11 protein-coding genes are annotated in these 17,819 nt (G+C 71.3%); 10 read left to right on the forward strand and 1 reads right to left on the reverse strand.

The genetic code is table 11. The features are described 5' to 3' along the window. Positions 1 to 32: 32 nt before the first annotated feature. The 10 genes from ABD810_RS29315 (at position 33) to ABD810_RS29360 (ending at position 15,547) form a co-directional block, all read left to right on the forward strand. The gene (locus ABD810_RS29315; RefSeq protein WP_344947588.1) at positions 33 to 557 is read left to right on the forward strand and encodes a hypothetical protein; all 525 of its coding nucleotides are present in this window, start codon (positions 33 to 35) and stop codon (positions 555 to 557) included. A 441-nt stretch (positions 558 to 998) separates the two neighbouring features. Then, positions 999 to 1,745, forward strand: a complete 747-nt coding sequence (locus tag ABD810_RS29320) for a peptidoglycan-binding protein (protein ID WP_425566973.1) — start codon at positions 999 to 1,001, stop codon at positions 1,743 to 1,745. Continuing rightward, a complete protein-coding gene (locus ABD810_RS29325) occupies positions 1,742 to 2,437 on the forward strand; it encodes an ABC transporter ATP-binding protein (RefSeq protein ID WP_344947594.1) in 696 nt (231 codons plus the stop codon). The genes ABD810_RS29320 and ABD810_RS29325 overlap by 4 nt, the downstream gene beginning before the upstream one ends. Before the next feature lie 120 nt (positions 2,438 to 2,557). Continuing rightward, complete coding sequence (locus tag ABD810_RS29330; protein WP_344947861.1) at positions 2,558 to 3,775, forward strand: ABC transporter permease; 1,218 nt, start codon at positions 2,558 to 2,560, stop codon at positions 3,773 to 3,775. A gap of 349 nt (positions 3,776 to 4,124) precedes the next feature. Then, complete coding sequence (locus ABD810_RS29335) at positions 4,125 to 11,366, forward strand: amino acid adenylation domain-containing protein (RefSeq protein ID WP_344947597.1); 7,242 nt, start codon at positions 4,125 to 4,127, stop codon at positions 11,364 to 11,366. Between the two features lie 68 nt (positions 11,367 to 11,434). Then, on the forward strand, positions 11,435 to 11,620 hold the full coding sequence (locus tag ABD810_RS29340) for an MbtH family protein (protein ID WP_344947600.1): 186 nt from the start codon (positions 11,435 to 11,437) through the stop codon (positions 11,618 to 11,620). After that, positions 11,617 to 13,023, forward strand: coding sequence for a condensation domain-containing protein (locus ABD810_RS29345; protein ID WP_344947603.1), 1,407 nt, complete (start codon positions 11,617 to 11,619; stop codon positions 13,021 to 13,023). The genes ABD810_RS29340 and ABD810_RS29345 overlap by 4 nt, the downstream gene beginning before the upstream one ends. 148 nt (positions 13,024 to 13,171) lie before the next feature. Continuing rightward, positions 13,172 to 13,648, forward strand: a complete 477-nt coding sequence (locus tag ABD810_RS29350; RefSeq protein ID WP_344947605.1) for a lamin tail domain-containing protein — start codon at positions 13,172 to 13,174, stop codon at positions 13,646 to 13,648. Between the two features lie 168 nt (positions 13,649 to 13,816). Beyond that, positions 13,817 to 14,410, forward strand: coding sequence for a LysE family translocator (locus ABD810_RS29355; protein WP_344947608.1), 594 nt, complete (start codon positions 13,817 to 13,819; stop codon positions 14,408 to 14,410). 141 nt (positions 14,411 to 14,551) lie between these two features. Further along, positions 14,552 to 15,547, forward strand: a complete 996-nt coding sequence (locus ABD810_RS29360) for a LacI family DNA-binding transcriptional regulator (RefSeq protein WP_344947611.1) — start codon at positions 14,552 to 14,554, stop codon at positions 15,545 to 15,547. On the opposite strand, the gene ABD810_RS29365 is transcribed toward ABD810_RS29360, so the two are convergent. Next, positions 15,544 to 17,718, reverse strand: a complete 2,175-nt coding sequence (locus ABD810_RS29365) for a discoidin domain-containing protein (protein ID WP_344947614.1) — start codon at positions 17,716 to 17,718, stop codon at positions 15,544 to 15,546. The genes ABD810_RS29360 and ABD810_RS29365 overlap by 4 nt on opposite strands. Positions 17,719 to 17,819 lie beyond the last annotated feature (101 nt).

A 17,819-nucleotide genomic window follows, 5' to 3' on the forward strand; every position in this document is an offset into this window, starting at 1 on the left:
CACTGGGCCGACCGAACCAGAGGAGACCGCTGATGAGAACGCGATTCCTGGCCGTCTGCCTGTTACCGCTCTTGCTGGCCACGGCGACCGCCTGCACCACCTCGAACGACGGCAAAGGCGTGGCCTCGGTGGACGGGTCCACCTCGCCGAGCGCGACGCCGAGCCTCAGCCGGGTGGACCAACTGCTCAAGTACTCGCAGTGCATGCGGGAGCACGGCGTGCCGATGGGCGACCCGCAGGTCGACGGCGACGGCGTCAGAGAAGGAAGGATGGAGCCAGGGTTCGACAAGACCAAGGCGGACACGGCGGACGCGGCGTGCAAGCAGTACCGCCCTCCGCAGGAGCGCGGCCCCCAGTCGGCGCTGAAGGAGGAGTTGGCGCGCGGGTTCGCGCGGTGCATGCGCGAGCACGGGGTGGAGAAGTTCCCTGACCCGAACCCCAACGGCCCTACCCGGGTCGGCCAGTCGGTCGGGGAGGACCCGCAGTACCCCGAGGCTAGGAAGACCTGCGACGCGCAGACCGATAAGGCGTTCGCGTCGTCACGGCCGAGCTCGTGAGCGACACGATGCCGGCCAGCGAAACGGCGCCGGCGAGCGACACGGCGCCGGCGAGACGGCGGGCCGTCCGCCGGCGGCGCGGCCGGGCCGGCGCGGCGGTCGGTGCGGTCGCGCTCGCNNNNGTCCCGCCGGCGGCGCGGCCGGGCCGGCGCGGCGGTCGGTGCGGTCGCGCTCGCGGCAGGGGCGGCCACCGCGGCCGCGGTCGGGTTCGGCGGGGGCGGCACGGATACGCCGGTCGCGGCGGACCTGCCGCCGAATACCGCTCAGGTGACCCGGCAGACGATGCTGGACACCGACGAGGTGCAAGGCGATCTGGGCTACCGCGCCGAGACCTCGCTGGCCGGCCGGATCGCGGGTGTCGTGACCAAGGTGCCGCTGCCCGGCGACGTCATCTCCCGGGGCCGGCGGATCTACCGGGTGGACGACACGCCGGTCGTGCTGATGTACGGCGACGTCCCCGCGTACCGGACGCTCCACCCGGGGCTCACCGGCGCGGACGTACGGCAGCTCGAACGCAACCTGAAGGCTCTCGCCCACGGCGGGTTCACGGTGGACAAGACCTACACGTGGGGCACCGCGATCGCGGTGCGGCGATGGCAGAAGGAGCTGGGCCTGCCGCAGACCGGCCAGGTGGAGCAGGGCCGGGTGGTGTTCGCCCCGGGCAGGATCCGGGTCGACACCGTCACGGCCGGGGTGAACCAGTCCACCGGCAACGGGCAGGAGGTGCTGCGGTACACCGGCACCGGCCGCCAGGTGACCGCCCGGGTGGAGGTGTCCAAGCAGCGGCTGGCCCGCAAGGGGGTCAAGGTGCGGGTCCAGATGCCGGGCGGCAAGAAGGTGGCCGGCCGGGTGGAACGGGTCTCCACGGTGGTCGAGCAGCCGACCGACCCGGGCGGCCAGGCGGAGACGTCGATCGAGACGGTCATCTCGCTGAGCGACCCCAAGGCGGCCGCCGGGATCGAGGCGGCCGTGGTCATGGTGTCCTTCACCGCGGCCAAGCGCGAAGACGTCCTCACCGTGCCCGTCGCGGCGCTGGTGACGCTCGCCGAGGGCGGCTACGGCGTCGAGGTCGTCGAGGGATCCACCACGCACTACGTCAAGGTGGAGACCGGGTTGTTCGCGAACGGCCGGGTCGAGGTCACCGGCGGCGCGCTGCGCGAGGGCACGACCGTGGGGATGCCGCGATGATCGAGCTGACCGACGTGACGAAGGTGTACCCCGGTGGCGTCCACGCGCTCGCCGGCGTCACCCTGACCATCGGCGCCGGCGAACTGGTCGCGGTGGCCGGCCCGTCCGGCTCGGGCAAGTCCACCATGCTGCACATGGTGGGCACGCTCGACCGGCCCACCTCCGGCCGGGTGGTGGTCGACGGCCACGACGTGTCGCGGCTGTCCGACCGGCGGCTGTCGGCCCTGCGCGCGAGCCGGATCGGCTTCGTGTTCCAGCAGTTCCACCTGGCTTCGGGAGTACCGGCGCTGGACAACGTGGCCGACGGGCTGCTCTACGCCGGGGTCGGCCTGAGCGAGCGGCGGCGGCGGGCCGAGGCGACGCTGGAGCGAGTCGGGCTCGGACACCGGCTCGACCACGAGCCGCACGAGCTGTCCGGCGGCGAGAAGCAGCGGGTGGCGATCGCCCGGGCGGTGATCGGCGGCCCCGCGCTGCTGCTCGCCGACGAGCCGACCGGCAACCTCGACTCCGCCTCGGGCCAGGGCGTCATGGCCGTACTGCGGGAACTGCACGCCGCCGGCACCACGGTCGTGGTCATCACGCACGACCTGGAGATCGCGGCCGGGCTCGACCGGCAGGTGCCCATGCGCGACGGCCGGGTGGTCGGCGACGGCGTCACCACGCCGCACCAGCCGGGGGTGGTCGCGTCATGACGGCGCGCGAGGCGAAGGTCCGGGTCATGACGGCGCGCGAGGCGGGGGTGGTCGCGTCATGACGGCGCGCGAGGTGAAGGTCCGGGTCATGACGGCGCGCGAGGCGGGGGTGGCCTCGTGATGACGGCGGAGGGGAGCCGGCCCGGTCTCACGCCCGCCCGGCTGGCCCCGCGTGACGTGGTCAGGGTCGGCGCGGCCGGGCTGCGCACCCGGCCGGCGCGGGCACTGCTCTCGGCGCTGGGCATCGCGATCGGCATCGCCGCGATGGTGGCGGTGGTGGGCATCTCGTCCTCCTCCCGCGAACAGCTGAACCGTCAGCTCGCCGCGCTGGGCACGAACCTGCTCACGGTCTCACCAGGAAAGACCCTCGAGGGCGAGGACGCGAAGCTGCCCGCCGAGGCCGAGGCGATGATCGCGCGGATCGGCCCGGTCACCGCCGTCTCGGCCACCGGGACGGTACGCAACGCCAAGGTGTACCGCTCGGACAAGATCCCCAAGGTGGAGACCAACGGGCTGACCGTGTCGGCCGCCCGGCCGAGACTGCCGCAGACCGTCGGCGCGACGCTGCGCGGCGGCGCCTGGCCGAACGGCGCCACCGGCCGGTACCCGGCCGCGGTGCTCGGCGCCGACGCGGCCGAGCGGCTCGGCATCGGCCGGGCCGGCCCGCAGGTGGAGATCCTGGTCGGCGGCGAACGGTTCACCGTGATCGGCGTGCTCCACAAGGTCATGCTCGCGCCCGAGCTCGACACGGCCGTCCTGATCGGCTGGGAGATCGCCACCGACCTGTTCCGCTTCGACGGGCGGGCGACCACCGTCTACACCCGGTCGCGGGACAGCCAGGTGGAGGCGGTGCGCGCCGTCCTGGCCGCCACCGCCAACCCGGAGACGCCCGGCGACGTCAGCGTGTCCAAGCCCTCGGAGGCCCTGGCCGCGCGCCGGGCGGCCGACGTCACCCTGAACGGACTGTTGCTCGGCCTGGGCGCGGTGGCGCTGCTGGTGGGCGGCGTGGGGGTCGCCAACACGATGGTGATCTCGGTGCTGGAGCGCCGGGCCGAGATCGGCCTGCGTCGTTCGCTCGGTGCCACCCGAGGGCAGATCCGGATGCAGTTCCTCGCCGAATCGCTCCTGCTGTCCATACTCGGCGGCGTCGGGGGGGTGCTGCTGGGCATCGCCGTCACCACCGGCTACGCCGCCTACCAGACCTGGCCGTCCGTCGTACCGGCGTGGGCGACGGCGGGTGCGCTCGCCGCCACCGTGCTCATCGGCGGCATCGCCGGGCTCTACCCCGCGATCCGCGCGGCCCGGCTGTCCCCGACCGAAGCGCTGGCCGCGTCCTGACCTGGCAGCAACGGCGGCTTGTACCAACGCTGCGAACCGGGTCCAGAGAGCTTCTCTGGACCGGGTTCCGCTGTTCAGAGACCTACCGATAATTTTCGGATCACAACTTTCATATTTTCTCTGTTTCTTCCTGGCTCGGTTGCCTATTCTGCCGATACGGGGAGTTCTGTGGACGTCCTAAAACGGGATGAACTGGTACTTCTATCTTCGTTCACTGAGCATGACAGGCCGAAATATCGGTTCTGGGAGCGAAATGTTTCGGGGCGGTGCGGGGACCGCTGCGCAGGTCGGCGGCGGTGACCGGCGTGGAAGCCCGGCGGCCCACGCGTATGGACCGGAGAGAACGCACATGACCCACGGACAGGAAAGCAGTCCCGCCTCGTTCGCCCAGCAGGGCATCTGGATCGGCGAGCGGCTGGGCGCCGGTTCGGCGTACCACATGCCGCTCGCCCTGTGGTTCGACGGCGACCTCGACGTGTCCGCGCTGCTCTCGGCGTGCGCCGACGTGGTGACCCGGCATCCGGTGCTTGCCGCCACCGTCGTGGAAGACGGTGACGGACTTCACCTGGCCGAGCCGGCGGAACCGTCGATCACCGTCATCGAACTGCCCGGCCCCTCCCCCCGGTCGGACGGTGACACGTCCCGGCCGGACGCTGGCGCGTCCCGGCCGGACGGTGGCGCGTCCCGGTCGGACGGTGGCGCGTCGCCGTACCCACCGATGGTGACGATCCACCGGTCACCCTCCACCCTCGACCGGCTCATCGCAGACGAGACCCGCCGCCCGTTCGACCTGGAGAAGGGGCCGGCGGCCAGGTTCGTCCTCGCTCCCGCGGGCCCACGACGGCACCTGCTGCTGTTCGTCGCCCACCACCTGGTCTTCGACGGCATGTCCAAGGACATCCTGGTCCGTGACCTGGCCCGGTACTACGCCGACAGGGCCGCCCCCCGGCAGCCGTTGCCCTTCGCCGACGTCGCCCGTGCCGAGCGGGAGCGGATCTCCGCCGCGCTGCCCGCCGCCCGCGACTTCTGGACGGGACGCTGGACCGAGCCCGCGGAGATCGTGCTGCCGGGGCAGCGGCGTACGGCCGGGCGCTACGGGCCGGGTGAGCAGGTCGGCGACGGCGCCGACCACGAGCTGCGCCGCTTCGCCACCGAAGTGGCGGGGGCGACGGGCACGACGACCTTCGAGACGCTTGTCGCCGCCGTGCACGGGCTGCTGTTCAGGTACGGCGTGGAGAACCCGACCGTCATGATCGACGTGACGACGCGCGGGCCCGCGACCCGCGATCACATTGGGCCGTTCGTCAACGAGCTGCCCGTCACGGCACGCCCGGAGTCCGGGCAGAGCTTCCGCGAGTTCATCCGGGCGGTCCGCAGCGAGCTGCGCGATCTGTACGCGCACCGGGAGGTGCCGCTCGCCCGGGCGCTCAGCCTGGCGCCGCGCGGCGCGGTGGCACCCGTGTCGATCAGCTACCGCAGGCGGGACGCCGAGCCGGAGTTCCCTGGTCTCGACCTGTCCGTCGACTGGACGATGTTCGGCGGAGGCGTGCGGAACGCCCTGCACCTGCAGTTCGTGGACGGCCCTGACGGTCTCGACACGTGCCTGCGGTTCAACCCCGCGGCCGTCGACCTGGACACCGTCGTCCGGTTCCGCGACGGCCTGCGCGCGCTGCTCCGCCACGCCGCCGCCGATCCCGGAGTACGTCTGGCCGATCTGGACGTCATTTCCCCGGCCGAGCGATCGCGGCTGCTCATCGAATGGAACGCCACCGCGGTGGTCTATTCCGGAACGTCCGGAGCATACGAGGCATTCGGAGCCTCCGAGTCATTGGGGGCCTCCGGGGTCTTCGGGGCCTCCGAGGCGGGGGCTTCCCGGCCTTCCGGAGTCTCCGGGGCCTCCGAGGCGCGGGCTTCCCGGGCCTCCGGGGCCTCGGGGCCCTCGGGGGTCTCGGGGGTCTTCGAGGCCTCCGAGGCGGGGGCTTCCCGGGCCTCCGGGGTCTCCGGGGCGGTAACGCTGCCGGGCCTGTTCGCCGAGCAGGTGAGGGCTCGTCCCGACGCGGTGGCCGTGACCTGCGACGGCCGTTCGCTCACCTTCGCCGGGCTGGACTCGGCGGCCGACCGGCTCGCGCGGCGGCTGCGGCGGGCCGGAGTGGGCCGCGGCGACCTCGTCGCGGTCCATCTGCCGCGATCGGAAACGCTGCTGGTCGCCCTGCTCGCCGTGCACAAGGCCGGCGCCGCGTACCTGCCGTTGGATCCGGACCATCCGGTGGAACGGCTCGCCATGATCATGGCGGACGCCCGGCCACGGCTGCTCCTGACGGACACCCCCGCGCCCTGCGCCCTGCCGGGACCGGTTCTCCTCGTGGACGGGGAGAACCCGGACCGGGCGGAGGTGGACGCGGAGCCGTACTCGGCCGAGATGGGCGAGGGGTCGGCTTCCGCCCAGGCCCAGGATCCCGATTCCGCCCAGGCCCACGAGGATCCCGATTCCGCCGGGGTGGACGAGGATCCGACTTCCGCACAGATCCACGAGGATCCCCATTCCGCCCAGGCCCACGAGGATCCCGATTCCGCCGGGGTGGACGAGGTGAGCCCGGCGTCACCGGGGGAACTTGCGTACGTGATCTACACCTCGGGGTCGACCGGCCGTCCGAAGGGTGTCGAGGTCGAGCACGGCAACCTGGCGAACCTGCTGCTCTCGATGCGCGACCGGCTCGGCTCGGGGCCGGACGACAGCTGGCTCGCGCTCACCTCGCCCGCGTTCGACATCAGCGCCCTTGAGCTCTACCTGCCGCCGATCACCGGGGGGAGGGTCGTCGTCGCCTCCCCCGGCGCCGTACGCCGCCCCGAAGCGCTGGCCCGTCTGGTCGCCGAGCAGGGCGTAACGTACGTGCAGGCCACCCCGTCGGTGTGGCGACTGCTGCTGCCCGGTGGCATCACCGGGGCGACCGCGCTGACGGGCGGGGAGGCCCTGCCACCCCGGCTCGCGGGCGAACTGCGGGCCCGGTTCGACCGTGTCGTCAACGTGTACGGCCCGACCGAGACGACCATCTGGAGCACGCTCGGCGAACTGGGTGAGCGTGGCGAGCTCCGTGAGCGCCCTACCCGCGGTAAGCGGGGTGAGCCTGGCGAGCCTGGCGAGCTCCATGAGCGCCCTACCCGCAGTGAGCTGGGTGAGCGGGGCGAGCTCCGTGAGCGCCCTACCCACGGTGAGCTGGGTGAGCGTCGCCGGTTGGGTGAGGTCAGGCGGCTTATTGAGGTCGGCGAGCTCAGCGAGCCCGGCGAAATCCCTGAAGTCGTCACGATCGGTCGTCCGATCGCCAACACCCAGGTGTACCTGCTCGACGAGGCGCTGCGCCCGGTGCCCACCGGCGTGGCCGGTGAGCTGTGCATCGGCGGTGCCGGGGTGGCGCGCGGCTACCGGGGCAGGCCCGGCCGCACGGCAGAGCGGTTCGTCCCTGACCCGTTCGGGCCGCCGGGCTCGCGGCTGTACCGGACCGGCGACCTGGCGCGCCATCGGGCGAACGGCGAGATCGAGTTCCTCGGCCGCCAGGACGGTCAGGTCAAGCTGCTCGGCCACCGGATCGAGGTCGGCGAGATCGAGGCCCGTCTGCTCGACCACCCTCAGGTCGCCGAGGCGGCGGTGCTGGTCGCCGGTACGGACACAGGCGACCCCCGCCTGATCGCGTACGTCGTACCGGCGGCGGGCGCGTCTCCCGAGCCCGGGGCGCTGACCGCCCACCTGGGCAGGACCCTGCCCCGGCCGACGCTGCCCAGCGCGTACGTCGTGCTGGACGCCCTGCCGCTGAACCCCATCGGCAAGCTCGACCGCGCGGCCCTGCCCGAGCCGACGGCACCGCTCAAACCGGCGGCACCGTTCAGCCAGGCGGCACCGTCCGGCCAGGCGGCACCGTCCGGCCAGGCGGCACCGTTCAGCCAGGCGGCACCGTTCAGCCAGGCGGCACCGTTCAGCCAGGCGGCACCGTCCGGGCAGGGGCCGGTCCCCGATGACGGCCGCCGTCGCGCGGCAGGTGGCGATGGTCTCGTCGAGGAGATCCGGCTGATCTGGCAGGAGGTCCTCGAACTCGACCAGATCGCCGACGATGACGACCTGTTCGACCTCGGCGGTCACTCGATCACCATCACCCAGATCACCGCGCGGATCAGGGAACGCCTCGGGGTCGAGATGTCGCTCGACGCCTTCTTCGACGACCCCACCATCACCGGGGTCGCCGAGGAGATCACGAGCCTGCGCGAGGAGATCGTGGACCTGCGCGATAAGTCGCCCGAGCCTCCTGGGGTGCCGCCCCGCCCGGCCGGAGTGAACCCGCCGCTGTCGTCCGCGCAGCAGCGGCTCTGGTTCCTGCAGCGCTTCGATCCCGGGGACGCCTCCTACAACATGTACCTGGTGCTGCGGCTGCGCGGCGGGCTGGACGCCGTAGCGCTCGACGCCGCCCTGGACGCCGTGGTGGCACGGCACGAGAGCCTGCGGACCTCGTTCGCCGACGGCGGTGCCGACGGCGAACCGGTGACGGTCGTCCACCCGCCCGGCCCCGTTCCCGTGGAACGGTTCGACCTGACCTCGTTCACCGACGCCGAGGAACGAGCGCGGAGCCTGGTCGCCGCGCGCACCAACGCACCGTTCGACCTGGCCGGATCACCGCCGCTGCGGGTCAGCCTGCTCGCCCTGGGCCCGGACGATCACGTGCTCTGCTTCGTGCTGCACCACATCATCGCCGACGGGTGGTCCCTCGGAATCCTGCTCGACGACCTGTTCGCGCTGTACCAGGCCGGGATCGAGGGCCGCGAGCCGGGCCTTCCCGCGTTGCCCGTCCAGTACGGCGACATCGCGTGGTGGCAGCGGGAACACGAATCGGGGCCGGCCGCCGACGAGGCGCTGGAGTACTGGCGGCGCCGGCTCGCCGGATCGCCGGTGCTGGAGCTGCCCACCGACATGCCCGGGGAACGGCGGCCCGAGGGGGCCTTCCATCCGTTCCCGATCCCCGAGGAGGTCGTCGCCCGGCTGGAACGGCTGGCGCAGGAGCACGGCGCGTCCCTCTTCATGGTGCTGGTCGCCGCGTACCAGGTGCTGCTCGCACGGCACAGCGGGCAGGACGACATCCTGGTCGGTACGCCGTGGGCGGTCCGTGACCGCGTCGAGTTCGAACCGGTCGTCGGCTACCTCACCGACACCCTGGTGCTGCGCGGCGATCTCGCCGGGGACCCCGCCTTCTCCGATCTGCTCGACGCCACCCGCCGTACGGTGCTGGAGGCGCACGCGCACCGTACCGTCCCGTTCGAGCGGCTCGCCGGGGAGCTGGGCCTGCCGCGGGACGTCCACCACAACCCCCTTCTGTCGACCATGGTCATCCTGCACAGCCAGGCCGGTGACGGCGCGCCGCCCGAGCGAGTCGGTGATCTCAGGGTGGAGCTGTTCGACGGTGGGTACCGGCAGGCCAAGTTCGACCTGGCCCTGGAGACCTGGCGCCAGAGCGACGGCCTGCTGGCCGTGCTCGGCTACGACGCCACGCTGTTCCACGCCGCGACCGTCGAGGGTCTCGCCGAGCGGTTCACCGCACTCGTGCGAGCCATCGCCGATGCCCCGGCCACCCCGATCTCACGCCTGCCGATGCTGACGGCCGCAGACGAGGCGATCCTCGCCGAGAGCAGCAAGCCCGCGAGCTCCCACGACGCCGTCACGGATACGGTCCCTGCGGTGTCCTCCCAGGTCACGGCCGGGGATTCGGCCCCTGTGCTGTCCTCGCAGGTCACGGTCATGGATACGGTCCCCGCGATGTTCGCGCGGGTCGCGGCCGTGACCCCCGGCGCCACGGCGCTGGTCCGCGACGACGAGCGGGTGAGCTATGGGGAACTCGACACCAGGACGGCGCGGCTCGCCGCGGCGCTGCGGCGGCGCGGGGTCGCCCCGGGCGCGGTCGTCGGCGTCTGCCTCGGCCGCTCTGACGAGGCGCTGGTCGCGTTGCTCGCCGTGTGGCGGGCCGGGGCCGCGTACCTGCCGCTCGATCCGGAATATCCAGACGAACGCCTCGCATTCCTGATCGATGACAGTGACGCCCGCTTGGTCGTGACAGACGAAGAGCTTGCCCACCGGCTGCCACCGGGGACCCCGCTGCTCACCACCCCGATCGATCGGGGCGCCGCCTACGGCGACAACGACAACGACGGCGGCGACGGCGACGGCGATGAGTGGCGAATGGCCGAGCCCGGTGACCCGGCGTACGTCATCTACACGTCCGGCTCGACCGGCCGCCCCAAGGGCGTGCTGGTGGAGCACGGCGCCCTGGCTGGACGCGTGCGCTGGATGCGGGAGGCGTACGGCATCGGCCCCGGCGACCGCGTCGTCCAGTTCGCGTCGCTCAGTTTCGACGCCCACGCCGAGGAGCTCTACCCGGCGCTGACGGCCGGAGCGGCGGTGCTGCTGCTGCCCGACGGCGCCGCCACCCTGCCGGACGTGCTGCGCACTCCCGCCGGCCGGCAGGTCACCGTGCTCGATCTGCCGACCGCGTACTGGCACCGGGCCACCGAGGCGCTCGACGACCTGACCTGGCCGGAGCGGCTGCGACTGGTGATCATTGGTGGCGAGCAGGCGCACGCCGCCGCCGTGGGCCGCTGGCGGGACCGCTTCGGCGACCGGGTTCGCCTGGTCAACACCTACGGACCGACGGAGGCGACCGTCATCGCCACGGCCGCCGCTCTCGGCGCGGCGGACGCCGACCGCCGCCCGTCCATCGGACGGCCCATCGCGGGCACGACCGCGCACGTCCTCGGCTCGTACGGCGAGCTGGTGCCCCCCGGCGTCCCCGGCGAGCTGTGCCTGGGCGGGGCAGGGCTGGCGCGCGGCTACCTCGGCCGCCCGGCCCTGACCGCGGAACGGTTCGTCCCCGACCCCTACGGCCCGCCCGGCTCCCGGCTGTACCGGACCGGTGATCGGGCGCGGTGGCGGCCCGACGGGACACTGGAATTCCTCGGCCGCCTCGACGGGCAGGTGAAGGTACGCGGCTTCCGGGTGGAGCCGGGAGAGGTCGAGGCGGCCCTTCTGACCGACCCGCGGGTGCGCCAGGCGGTGGTGGCCGCGGACGGCGACCGGCTCGTGGCGTACGTGACCGGAGCCGCCGACCCGGACGACCTGCGGCGGCGGCTGTCGGAGACCCTGCCGCCGCACCTGGTGCCCACGGCCTGGGTACCGATGGACGCGTTGCCGCTCACCATCACCGGCAAGGTGGACCTGACGGCGCTGCCTGCGCCCGAGCCCGAGCCCGCCACCGAGTTCGTGCGGCCCCGTACCGACGCGGAGACGCTGGTCGCCGAAGTCTGGACGGAGGTGCTCGGCCTCGACAGGATCGGCGCACTCGACGACTTCTTCGCCCTGGGCGGCCACTCGCTGCTCGCCACCAGGGTGGTGGGCCTGCTGCGCAACGCCCTCGACGTCGAGGTGCCGATCCGCACGGTGTTCGACCGGCCGACCGTCGCCGGGCTGGCCGACGCGGTGGAGAGCCTGCTGATCGAGCAGATCTCCGGCCTCTCCGAGGAGGAAGCGGCCCACCTGCTGGACACGGAAGTCCTCCGGTGAGCGGCACGCGTACCGAGGCGCACGAGCGGCCGGCCACCCCCACCCGTACCGAAAGACGGAGGTGTGACATGAACCAGGTGGTCGTCAACGACGAGGACCAGTACTCGCTGTGGCCCCTCGACCGGCGACTCCCGGCCGGGTGGCGAGCCGAGGGGTTCACCGGCAGCGAGCAGGAGTGCCTGAGCCACATCGACGAGGTCTGGACGGACATGCGCCCGCGCACCGCACGGCTCGGTGAGGACGGCACGGCATGACGGGCGGGGTGAACGGCTCCGTGAAGGTGCCGTTCCATGGGGAGCGGGACGGCGAGGCGGCGCTGACCTGGGGACAGCGGCTCATGTGGCGGGCCGTCCACTTGATGGGAGACAGCCAGTCCTACCTCAACTGCCCCTGGGTGCTCCCGGTCTACGGCAGACGCGACCTCGGCGCCGTGCTGGCCGCGCTGCGCGTGCTGCTCGAACGCCACGAGAGCCTGCGCACCACCTTCATCGATACGCCGGACGGCCCGGTGCAACGGGTGGCGCGCGGCGGGGAACTGACCGTCGACCTGGTCGAGGCGGGCGAGGAGCGTGGGCTGCGGGTGGCCGAGCGCCTCGGCGTGGAGATGAGCCGCACCGCGTTCGCACACGGTGACGACCTGCCGCTGCGCTGCGCAGTCGTCCTCAAGGACGGCCGCCCGTTCGCGCTGGCGTTGAGCTTCTCCCACCTGGCAGTGGATTACCAGGCGCTGAACCTGCTGGCCACGGAGTGGAAGGCACTGCTCAAAGGCGAGGACCTGGCACCGGCCGACTGGCAGCCGATGGACCAGGCGGCCCTGGAGCAAGAGGAGTCCTGGCAGGCCCACTCCAGCAGGTCCGTCCAGTACTGGCTCTCGGTCCTCGAAGAGGCCCCTCTGGACGTGTTCGACCACGATCCCCAAGAGCCGGAGGACCCGCGGTTCATCGAGGTCGGCATGGAGTCCGTCGCGCTCGCCGCCGCGGCCACGAGGCTGGCCGAACGCTGGACCGTCAGCACGACCAGCGTCCTGCTCGCGGCCTGCGCCACGGTCCTGGCCGTGGTGAGCGGCCGCCGGAAGGCCGTCATGCAACTCGTCCACAGCAACCGCCGCGACGCCCGCACCCGCACCATGGTCGGCACCGTCGGGCAGGACGCCCTGTTCGTGCTCGACCTGCCGACGACGGACTTCGCCGCCGCCTGCCTGGCCGCGCACACCACCGCCCTGGGGGCGTACCGGAACGCGCGCTACGATCCGTTCGCGATGCAGGCCATGCGCGAGGAGATCGGCCGCCGCCGGGGCCGGGAACATGACCTGGACGCGTTCTTCAACGACCGCCGGGGCATCGGCACCTGGCCCTCGCTGCCGAAGTTCGCCCCTGACGAGGACCTGTCCGCACTCACCGGGAAGACCCGCACGTACGTCGAGAACGCCTGGCCGGGCGTCCGCTTCAAGGTGTTCTTCACCGTGGGCACGGCGGCCGACACCGGCCGGCTCAGCCTCATCATCGACACCGCCTACCTGCCCCGTGAGACGGCGAGGACGATGCTGCTCGCCATCGAGACCCTCCTGCTCCGCAGCCTCACAGAGAACGTCCCCATGGCCGAGGTCCCACGCCTGTGCTCGCAGCCCGTGACGAACGCGAGTCGTGGGCCGGCCTGAACCGGCGATACGGGCCCGGCAGCCCGCTTCCGCGTGAACTTGGAACCCCGCACAACCGGGCAAGGAAAACCGAGTTCCCATGCCAACCTGCACCGGAGGCCGGCCGTCTCACATTTGCCCCATATCTCACATGTTGAAGGATCCACCGGTGCGCTCTCTCTCCCTGGTTCTGTCCGCTGCCGCTTTGGCCGTGGTGCTCGTCCCTGTTGCGCCGGCCCAGGCCGCCGCGCTCCCCGCGGTGCAGTTCGTGAAGATCTACTACAACTCGCCCGGGTCACCGGACAACGGAGCGAACAGGAGCCTGAACGGCGAGTGGGCGCAACTCAAGAACACCACCCGGAAGGCGATCAACCTCAAGGGGTGGACCCTCCGCGACAAGACGTCTGCGTCGGATCACGTCTACACGTTCGGTACGTTCACCCTCGGCGCCGGGAAGACGGTCACGGTGCGGACCGGTAAGGGGAGGAACACCTCGACTATCCGCTACTGGGGCCGGTCCGGAGGGACGTTCGCTTACATCTGGAACCAGGTCGCGGACACCGGGTACATCCGCAACCCGTCCGGAAAGCTCATCGACTCCTGCTCGTACAACAACTCCCGGGTCGAGTCGGTCAGCTGCCTGTAGCCGTACACCGCGGAGAGCCCACGCCCATCACGGGCGAGGGTTTGTCCGCCTGTGCGCATCTGGCCAGACGAGCATGGCCTAGCAGTACCAGGCTGGATAGAACCGGACCGGTATTAGGGTGGGCGCGTGACGAGTTTGGCGCAGATTGTGGCTTTCGGTGGTGTGGTGATGCTCGGGGCGATATCTCCCGGGCCCGACTTCGCCGTGGTCGTCCGGCGCTCCGCCGTCTCCGGCCGCGCGTACGGCATGGCCGCCGCCGCCGGGATCTCGGTCGGGGTGTTCGTGTGGGTGGTGGCCACGGCGACCGGCATCGCGGCCCTGCTGGCCACCTCCGCCATGGCGTTCACCGTGGTCAAGGTCGTCGGGGCAGCTTACCTGCTGTATCTCGGGATCAATGCGTGGCGTGCCGCTCTGCGCAAGGACGGCGAGTTGCGGCTGGACCTGCCCGACGCCGCAAGGCGCGGCCCGTGGGCGGCGTTCACCGAAGGGCTGCTGACGAACGCGCTCAACCCCAAGGCGGCACTGTTCTTCGTCGCGCTGGTGCCGCAGTTCGTCTCCCATGGGGCCTCGTTGGGCGACACGCTGACGCTGTCACTGATCGCGCTGGCGGGGACCGTGCTGTGGTTCCTCCTCGTGGCCAACATCGTGGGGGCGCTGCGCCGGGTCTTCGCCAGGCCGGCCGTACGCAAGACCGTCAACGGGCTCACCGGAGCCTCCTTGATCGCCCTTGGCGTCAACCTGGCGGTCACCGGCCGCCCCTAGGCCTGGACGAATCCTCATCCGGGTGAGCCTCGGTGGTGTAGCCGACCGCCACCATCGGGAGCGCCTGACAATCAAGGCTGGCAAACGGTTGCCATTCCTGTCATGCCGTGTTTTCCTCCGTGCATGGACAATCGCGACAACGTGCAGCGACCACGTGTCACGATCAATGACATCGCGGAGGCCACGGGCTTCGCCGCGTCCACCGTGTCCCGCGCGCTGTCGCGGCCCGGCCGGGTGAACGCGGCCACCCGCGAGCGCATCGTGGCGGTGGCCCGCGAACTGTCCTATGTGCCCAACACCCACGCCCGCGCATTGACCTCGGGACGCACAGAAACCGTCGCGGTTCTGGTGTCCGACGTGACCAACCCGTTCTACTTCGGGCTGATCCGGGGCACACAGCACCAGCTCAAAGCCGCGGGCTACACCCACCTGCTCATCGACACCGAGAATTCCGGCGAACTGGAATCGCACACGCTGTCCAAGATGCGGCAGTCGATCGACGGGGCGATCATGGCCACCTCGCGGCTGTCCCGTCGTCTGCTCGCGGAGCTGGCCGCCGAGCTGCCGTTGGTGGCCGTCAACCGCATGGTGCGCGGCGTCGAGAGCGTGGTGCTCGACTCCCCCTCCGGTGTGGCGCAGGCGGCCGAGCACCTGATCTCGCTGGGGCACAGAGAGATCGTCTACATGTCCGGCCCACAGAACTCCTGGGCCAACGAGGCCCGATGGCGCTCGCTGGTCGCGGCGGCGGCCCGGCATGGGCTGCCGGTACACCGTCTCGGCCCCTTCCCTGCCGGTCGGATGTCCGGATCGGCCGCCGCCGACGCGCTGATCAACACCCGCGCCACGGCGTGTATCGCCTTCAACGACCTTCTTGCCATCGGGATGCTCACGCGGCTACGTGAGCGCGGTGTCGGCGTGCCCGATGAGATCAGCGTCGTCGGCTGTGACGACATGTTCGGAGCGGATTTCTGCTACCCCACCCTCACCACGCTCGCCGCTCCGATCGAGCAGGCCGGACGGGTGGCGGTGTCGATGCTGCTCGCGCGCCTTCACGACAGTGCGCCGGCGACACGGCAATCGGCCGTGTTGCCGACGCACCTGATCGTGCGCGAGTCGACGGGTCCCGCCCCGCGCTAGGGGTAGCTGACGATGTTCACCGGCTTGACGGTGGTACCGGTCGACGCGCCGGTGTCGTTGATGACGTGCTCGATGGAGCCCTTGCCCAGCGAGATGGTCAGGATGTTGTGGAACTTCACGTTCGGCCTGTCGGGAGCCTCGAAGCCGCGTTCCGCCACGATGCTCGGATCGGCGGTGAACACGCAGTAGCTGCCCATGCCCCACGCCTCGTGCGACGTCACCGAATCGGCCACCTTGTACGCGGCGTACCCGCGCCCGTCACTACGCCATGCGGCCTGGCTCGGCGGGTCGTAGGGCATCTCGTTCTGGAAGAAGATCGTGCGCCCGCCTTGGCCGTTCCAGATCACCTCGTACTTGTTGAAGTGCTCCACGAACAGCCCGTACGCGGAGACGTTGGCGCCGTTGACGATCAGGCCCGTGTCGGCTGGGTTGACCGTCCACCCGACCCCGCTGCCGTGATCAGCGCGCCATGCCCAGATGTGATCGATGATCGTGTTGGCGCTGTTCACGATCAGCGCCGTGGTGACCTTCCCCGGCCCGGCTCCGCCGACGCGGAAGAACACGTCCTGCAGCGTGGTCGGGTTCGCGGCATGGCTGGTGGTCGCGCCGCTCGGCCCGACCTGCAGCAGGGACGGCGAGTTCACCGCGCCCGCGTCGAACAGCAGCCCGGCGAGCTTGACGCCGTCGACGTCGGCGACGGTCATCGCGCTGATGCCGTTGTCCGGGATCAGCGTCGGGTAGCCGATGCCAAGCACGATGGTGTCCGGCCGGGTCACCTTCAGCGTCTGGCCCAGATGGTAGACACCCGGCGTGAACAGCAGGTTCATGCCGCAGGCCAGGGCATTGTTGAGGGTCGCCGCCGAATCGGCAGGTCGTGCGAGGTAGAACTGGGTGAGCGGCACGGAGGTGCCCGGTGTCGACCCGCCCGACCAGGTCGTACCGGAGGCGTTGGTTCGCAGGCTGGGCACGAACACGTGGTAGGTGCCGCCGTTGAGGTACAGGTAAGGCTTGTCCCGCACGACCGGGGTGGTCGCCAGGGTCGTGTACGGCGGGCTGGGGAAGCTGGTGGCGGGGGCGCCCCTCACCCCGGAGAACACCATGTTCCACACGCCGTTGACCCAGCCGCCGATCTGACTGTCACGGGTGTACCACTGCTGCTGGGAGTAGGGGCCGACCCTTCCGTCGATCTTGCTGTCGGCGATGTACCCGCCGCTGGCCCAGCCGTACCCGTTGGGGGCAAGGTTGAGGTCACCGCGGATGTGCACCCGGCGCATCGGCGCGGCCTGCGACACCGCCCACCGGTTGGTGCCGTTGCTGGGCACGATCGCCAGGTTGTCGATCGAGCGCCAGAAGTTCTGGGTGGCGTTGCCGCCGAACCAGCCGGCGTCCACCGTCACGTCGCCGTTGATCGTGACGTCGTCGGGGTTGCGGCCCAGGCCCAGCACGGAGGTGTAGAAGCCGGTGTTGGCGTTGATGCCGCTGTAGGTGCCCGGCTTGAACATCACCGCGTAGCGTTGGCTGCCGAACTGGGCGCTCTCGCTCTGGGCGAAGATCGCGTTCAGCCTGCTCTGGATGGACGCGCTGGACATCGACGGGTCGAACACGACCACGTTGGGCCCGAAGTCCTGGGACACCGGCGGCGTCTGACAGTCGCCGCCACCCGAGCTCCCACCGCGCACGGTCAGTTCCTTGATGGAGTAGCCGTAGCCGGTGGCGCGCTGCGTGCCGTACACGCGCAGGTAGCGGCCGGTGCCGGCGGCGTCGATGGTCTGCACGCCGCCGGTGTTGGCGGTGGTGGAGTAGAGCGTCGTCCAATTGCTTCCGTCGTTGGACAGCTCCAGGCGGAAGGCTCTGGCGTACGACGTCTGCCAGTCGACGACCACCTGGCAGACCGCGGTACCCGCCCCCAGGTCGACCTGTATCCACTGGGGATCGCTGAACTGGCTCGACCACCGGGTGGCGGCGTCGCCGTCGACGGCCTTGGCGGGCAGGTAGCTGTTGCCCTGGACCGAGGAGGCGGTCGCGGGCTTGTTGAGTGCGATGTTCGTGGCGGTGTCGCACGCGGCCGCGCTGGCGGGGGCGGCGCTCGGCGTGACGACCATGCCGGTGACGAGCAGCGCCATGGCGGCGATGCCGGCTTGCAGCCGGCGTCGGAGGGGTGAGGCACGCATGGTTTCTCCCTGGCGGGGGCCGCCGCGGGCGGCGGCGGCATGCTTGTACGGGCGGCGCCCGGGATGGGCGCCGCCGGCGAACCACAAGCGAGGTGAAAAGG

The sequence above is a fragment of the Sphaerisporangium flaviroseum genome (assembly GCF_039537005.1).
Lineage (GTDB): Bacteria > Actinomycetota > Actinomycetes > Streptosporangiales > Streptosporangiaceae > Sphaerisporangium > Sphaerisporangium flaviroseum.

Excerpts from the sequence above, each read along its gene's own strand:
- ABD810_RS29315 (WP_344947588.1), top strand. The coding sequence starts at position 33 with ATGAGAACGCGATTCCTGGCCGTCTGCCTGTTACCGCTCTTGCTGGCC.
- ABD810_RS29320 (WP_425566973.1), top strand. The coding sequence starts at position 999 with ATGTACGGCGACGTCCCCGCGTACCGGACGCTCCACCCGGGGCTCACC.
- ABD810_RS29325 (WP_344947594.1), top strand. The coding sequence starts at position 1,742 with ATGATCGAGCTGACCGACGTGACGAAGGTGTACCCCGGTGGCGTCCAC.
- ABD810_RS29330 (WP_344947861.1), top strand. The coding sequence starts at position 2,558 with ATGACGGCGGAGGGGAGCCGGCCCGGTCTCACGCCCGCCCGGCTGGCC.
- ABD810_RS29335 (WP_344947597.1), top strand. The coding sequence starts at position 4,125 with ATGACCCACGGACAGGAAAGCAGTCCCGCCTCGTTCGCCCAGCAGGGC.
- ABD810_RS29340 (WP_344947600.1), top strand. The coding sequence starts at position 11,435 with ATGAACCAGGTGGTCGTCAACGACGAGGACCAGTACTCGCTGTGGCCC.
- ABD810_RS29345 (WP_344947603.1), top strand. The coding sequence starts at position 11,617 with ATGACGGGCGGGGTGAACGGCTCCGTGAAGGTGCCGTTCCATGGGGAG.
- ABD810_RS29355 (WP_344947608.1), top strand. The coding sequence starts at position 13,817 with ATGCTCGGGGCGATATCTCCCGGGCCCGACTTCGCCGTGGTCGTCCGG.
- ABD810_RS29365 (WP_344947614.1), bottom strand. The coding sequence starts at position 17,718 with ATGCGTGCCTCACCCCTCCGACGCCGGCTGCAAGCCGGCATCGCCGCC.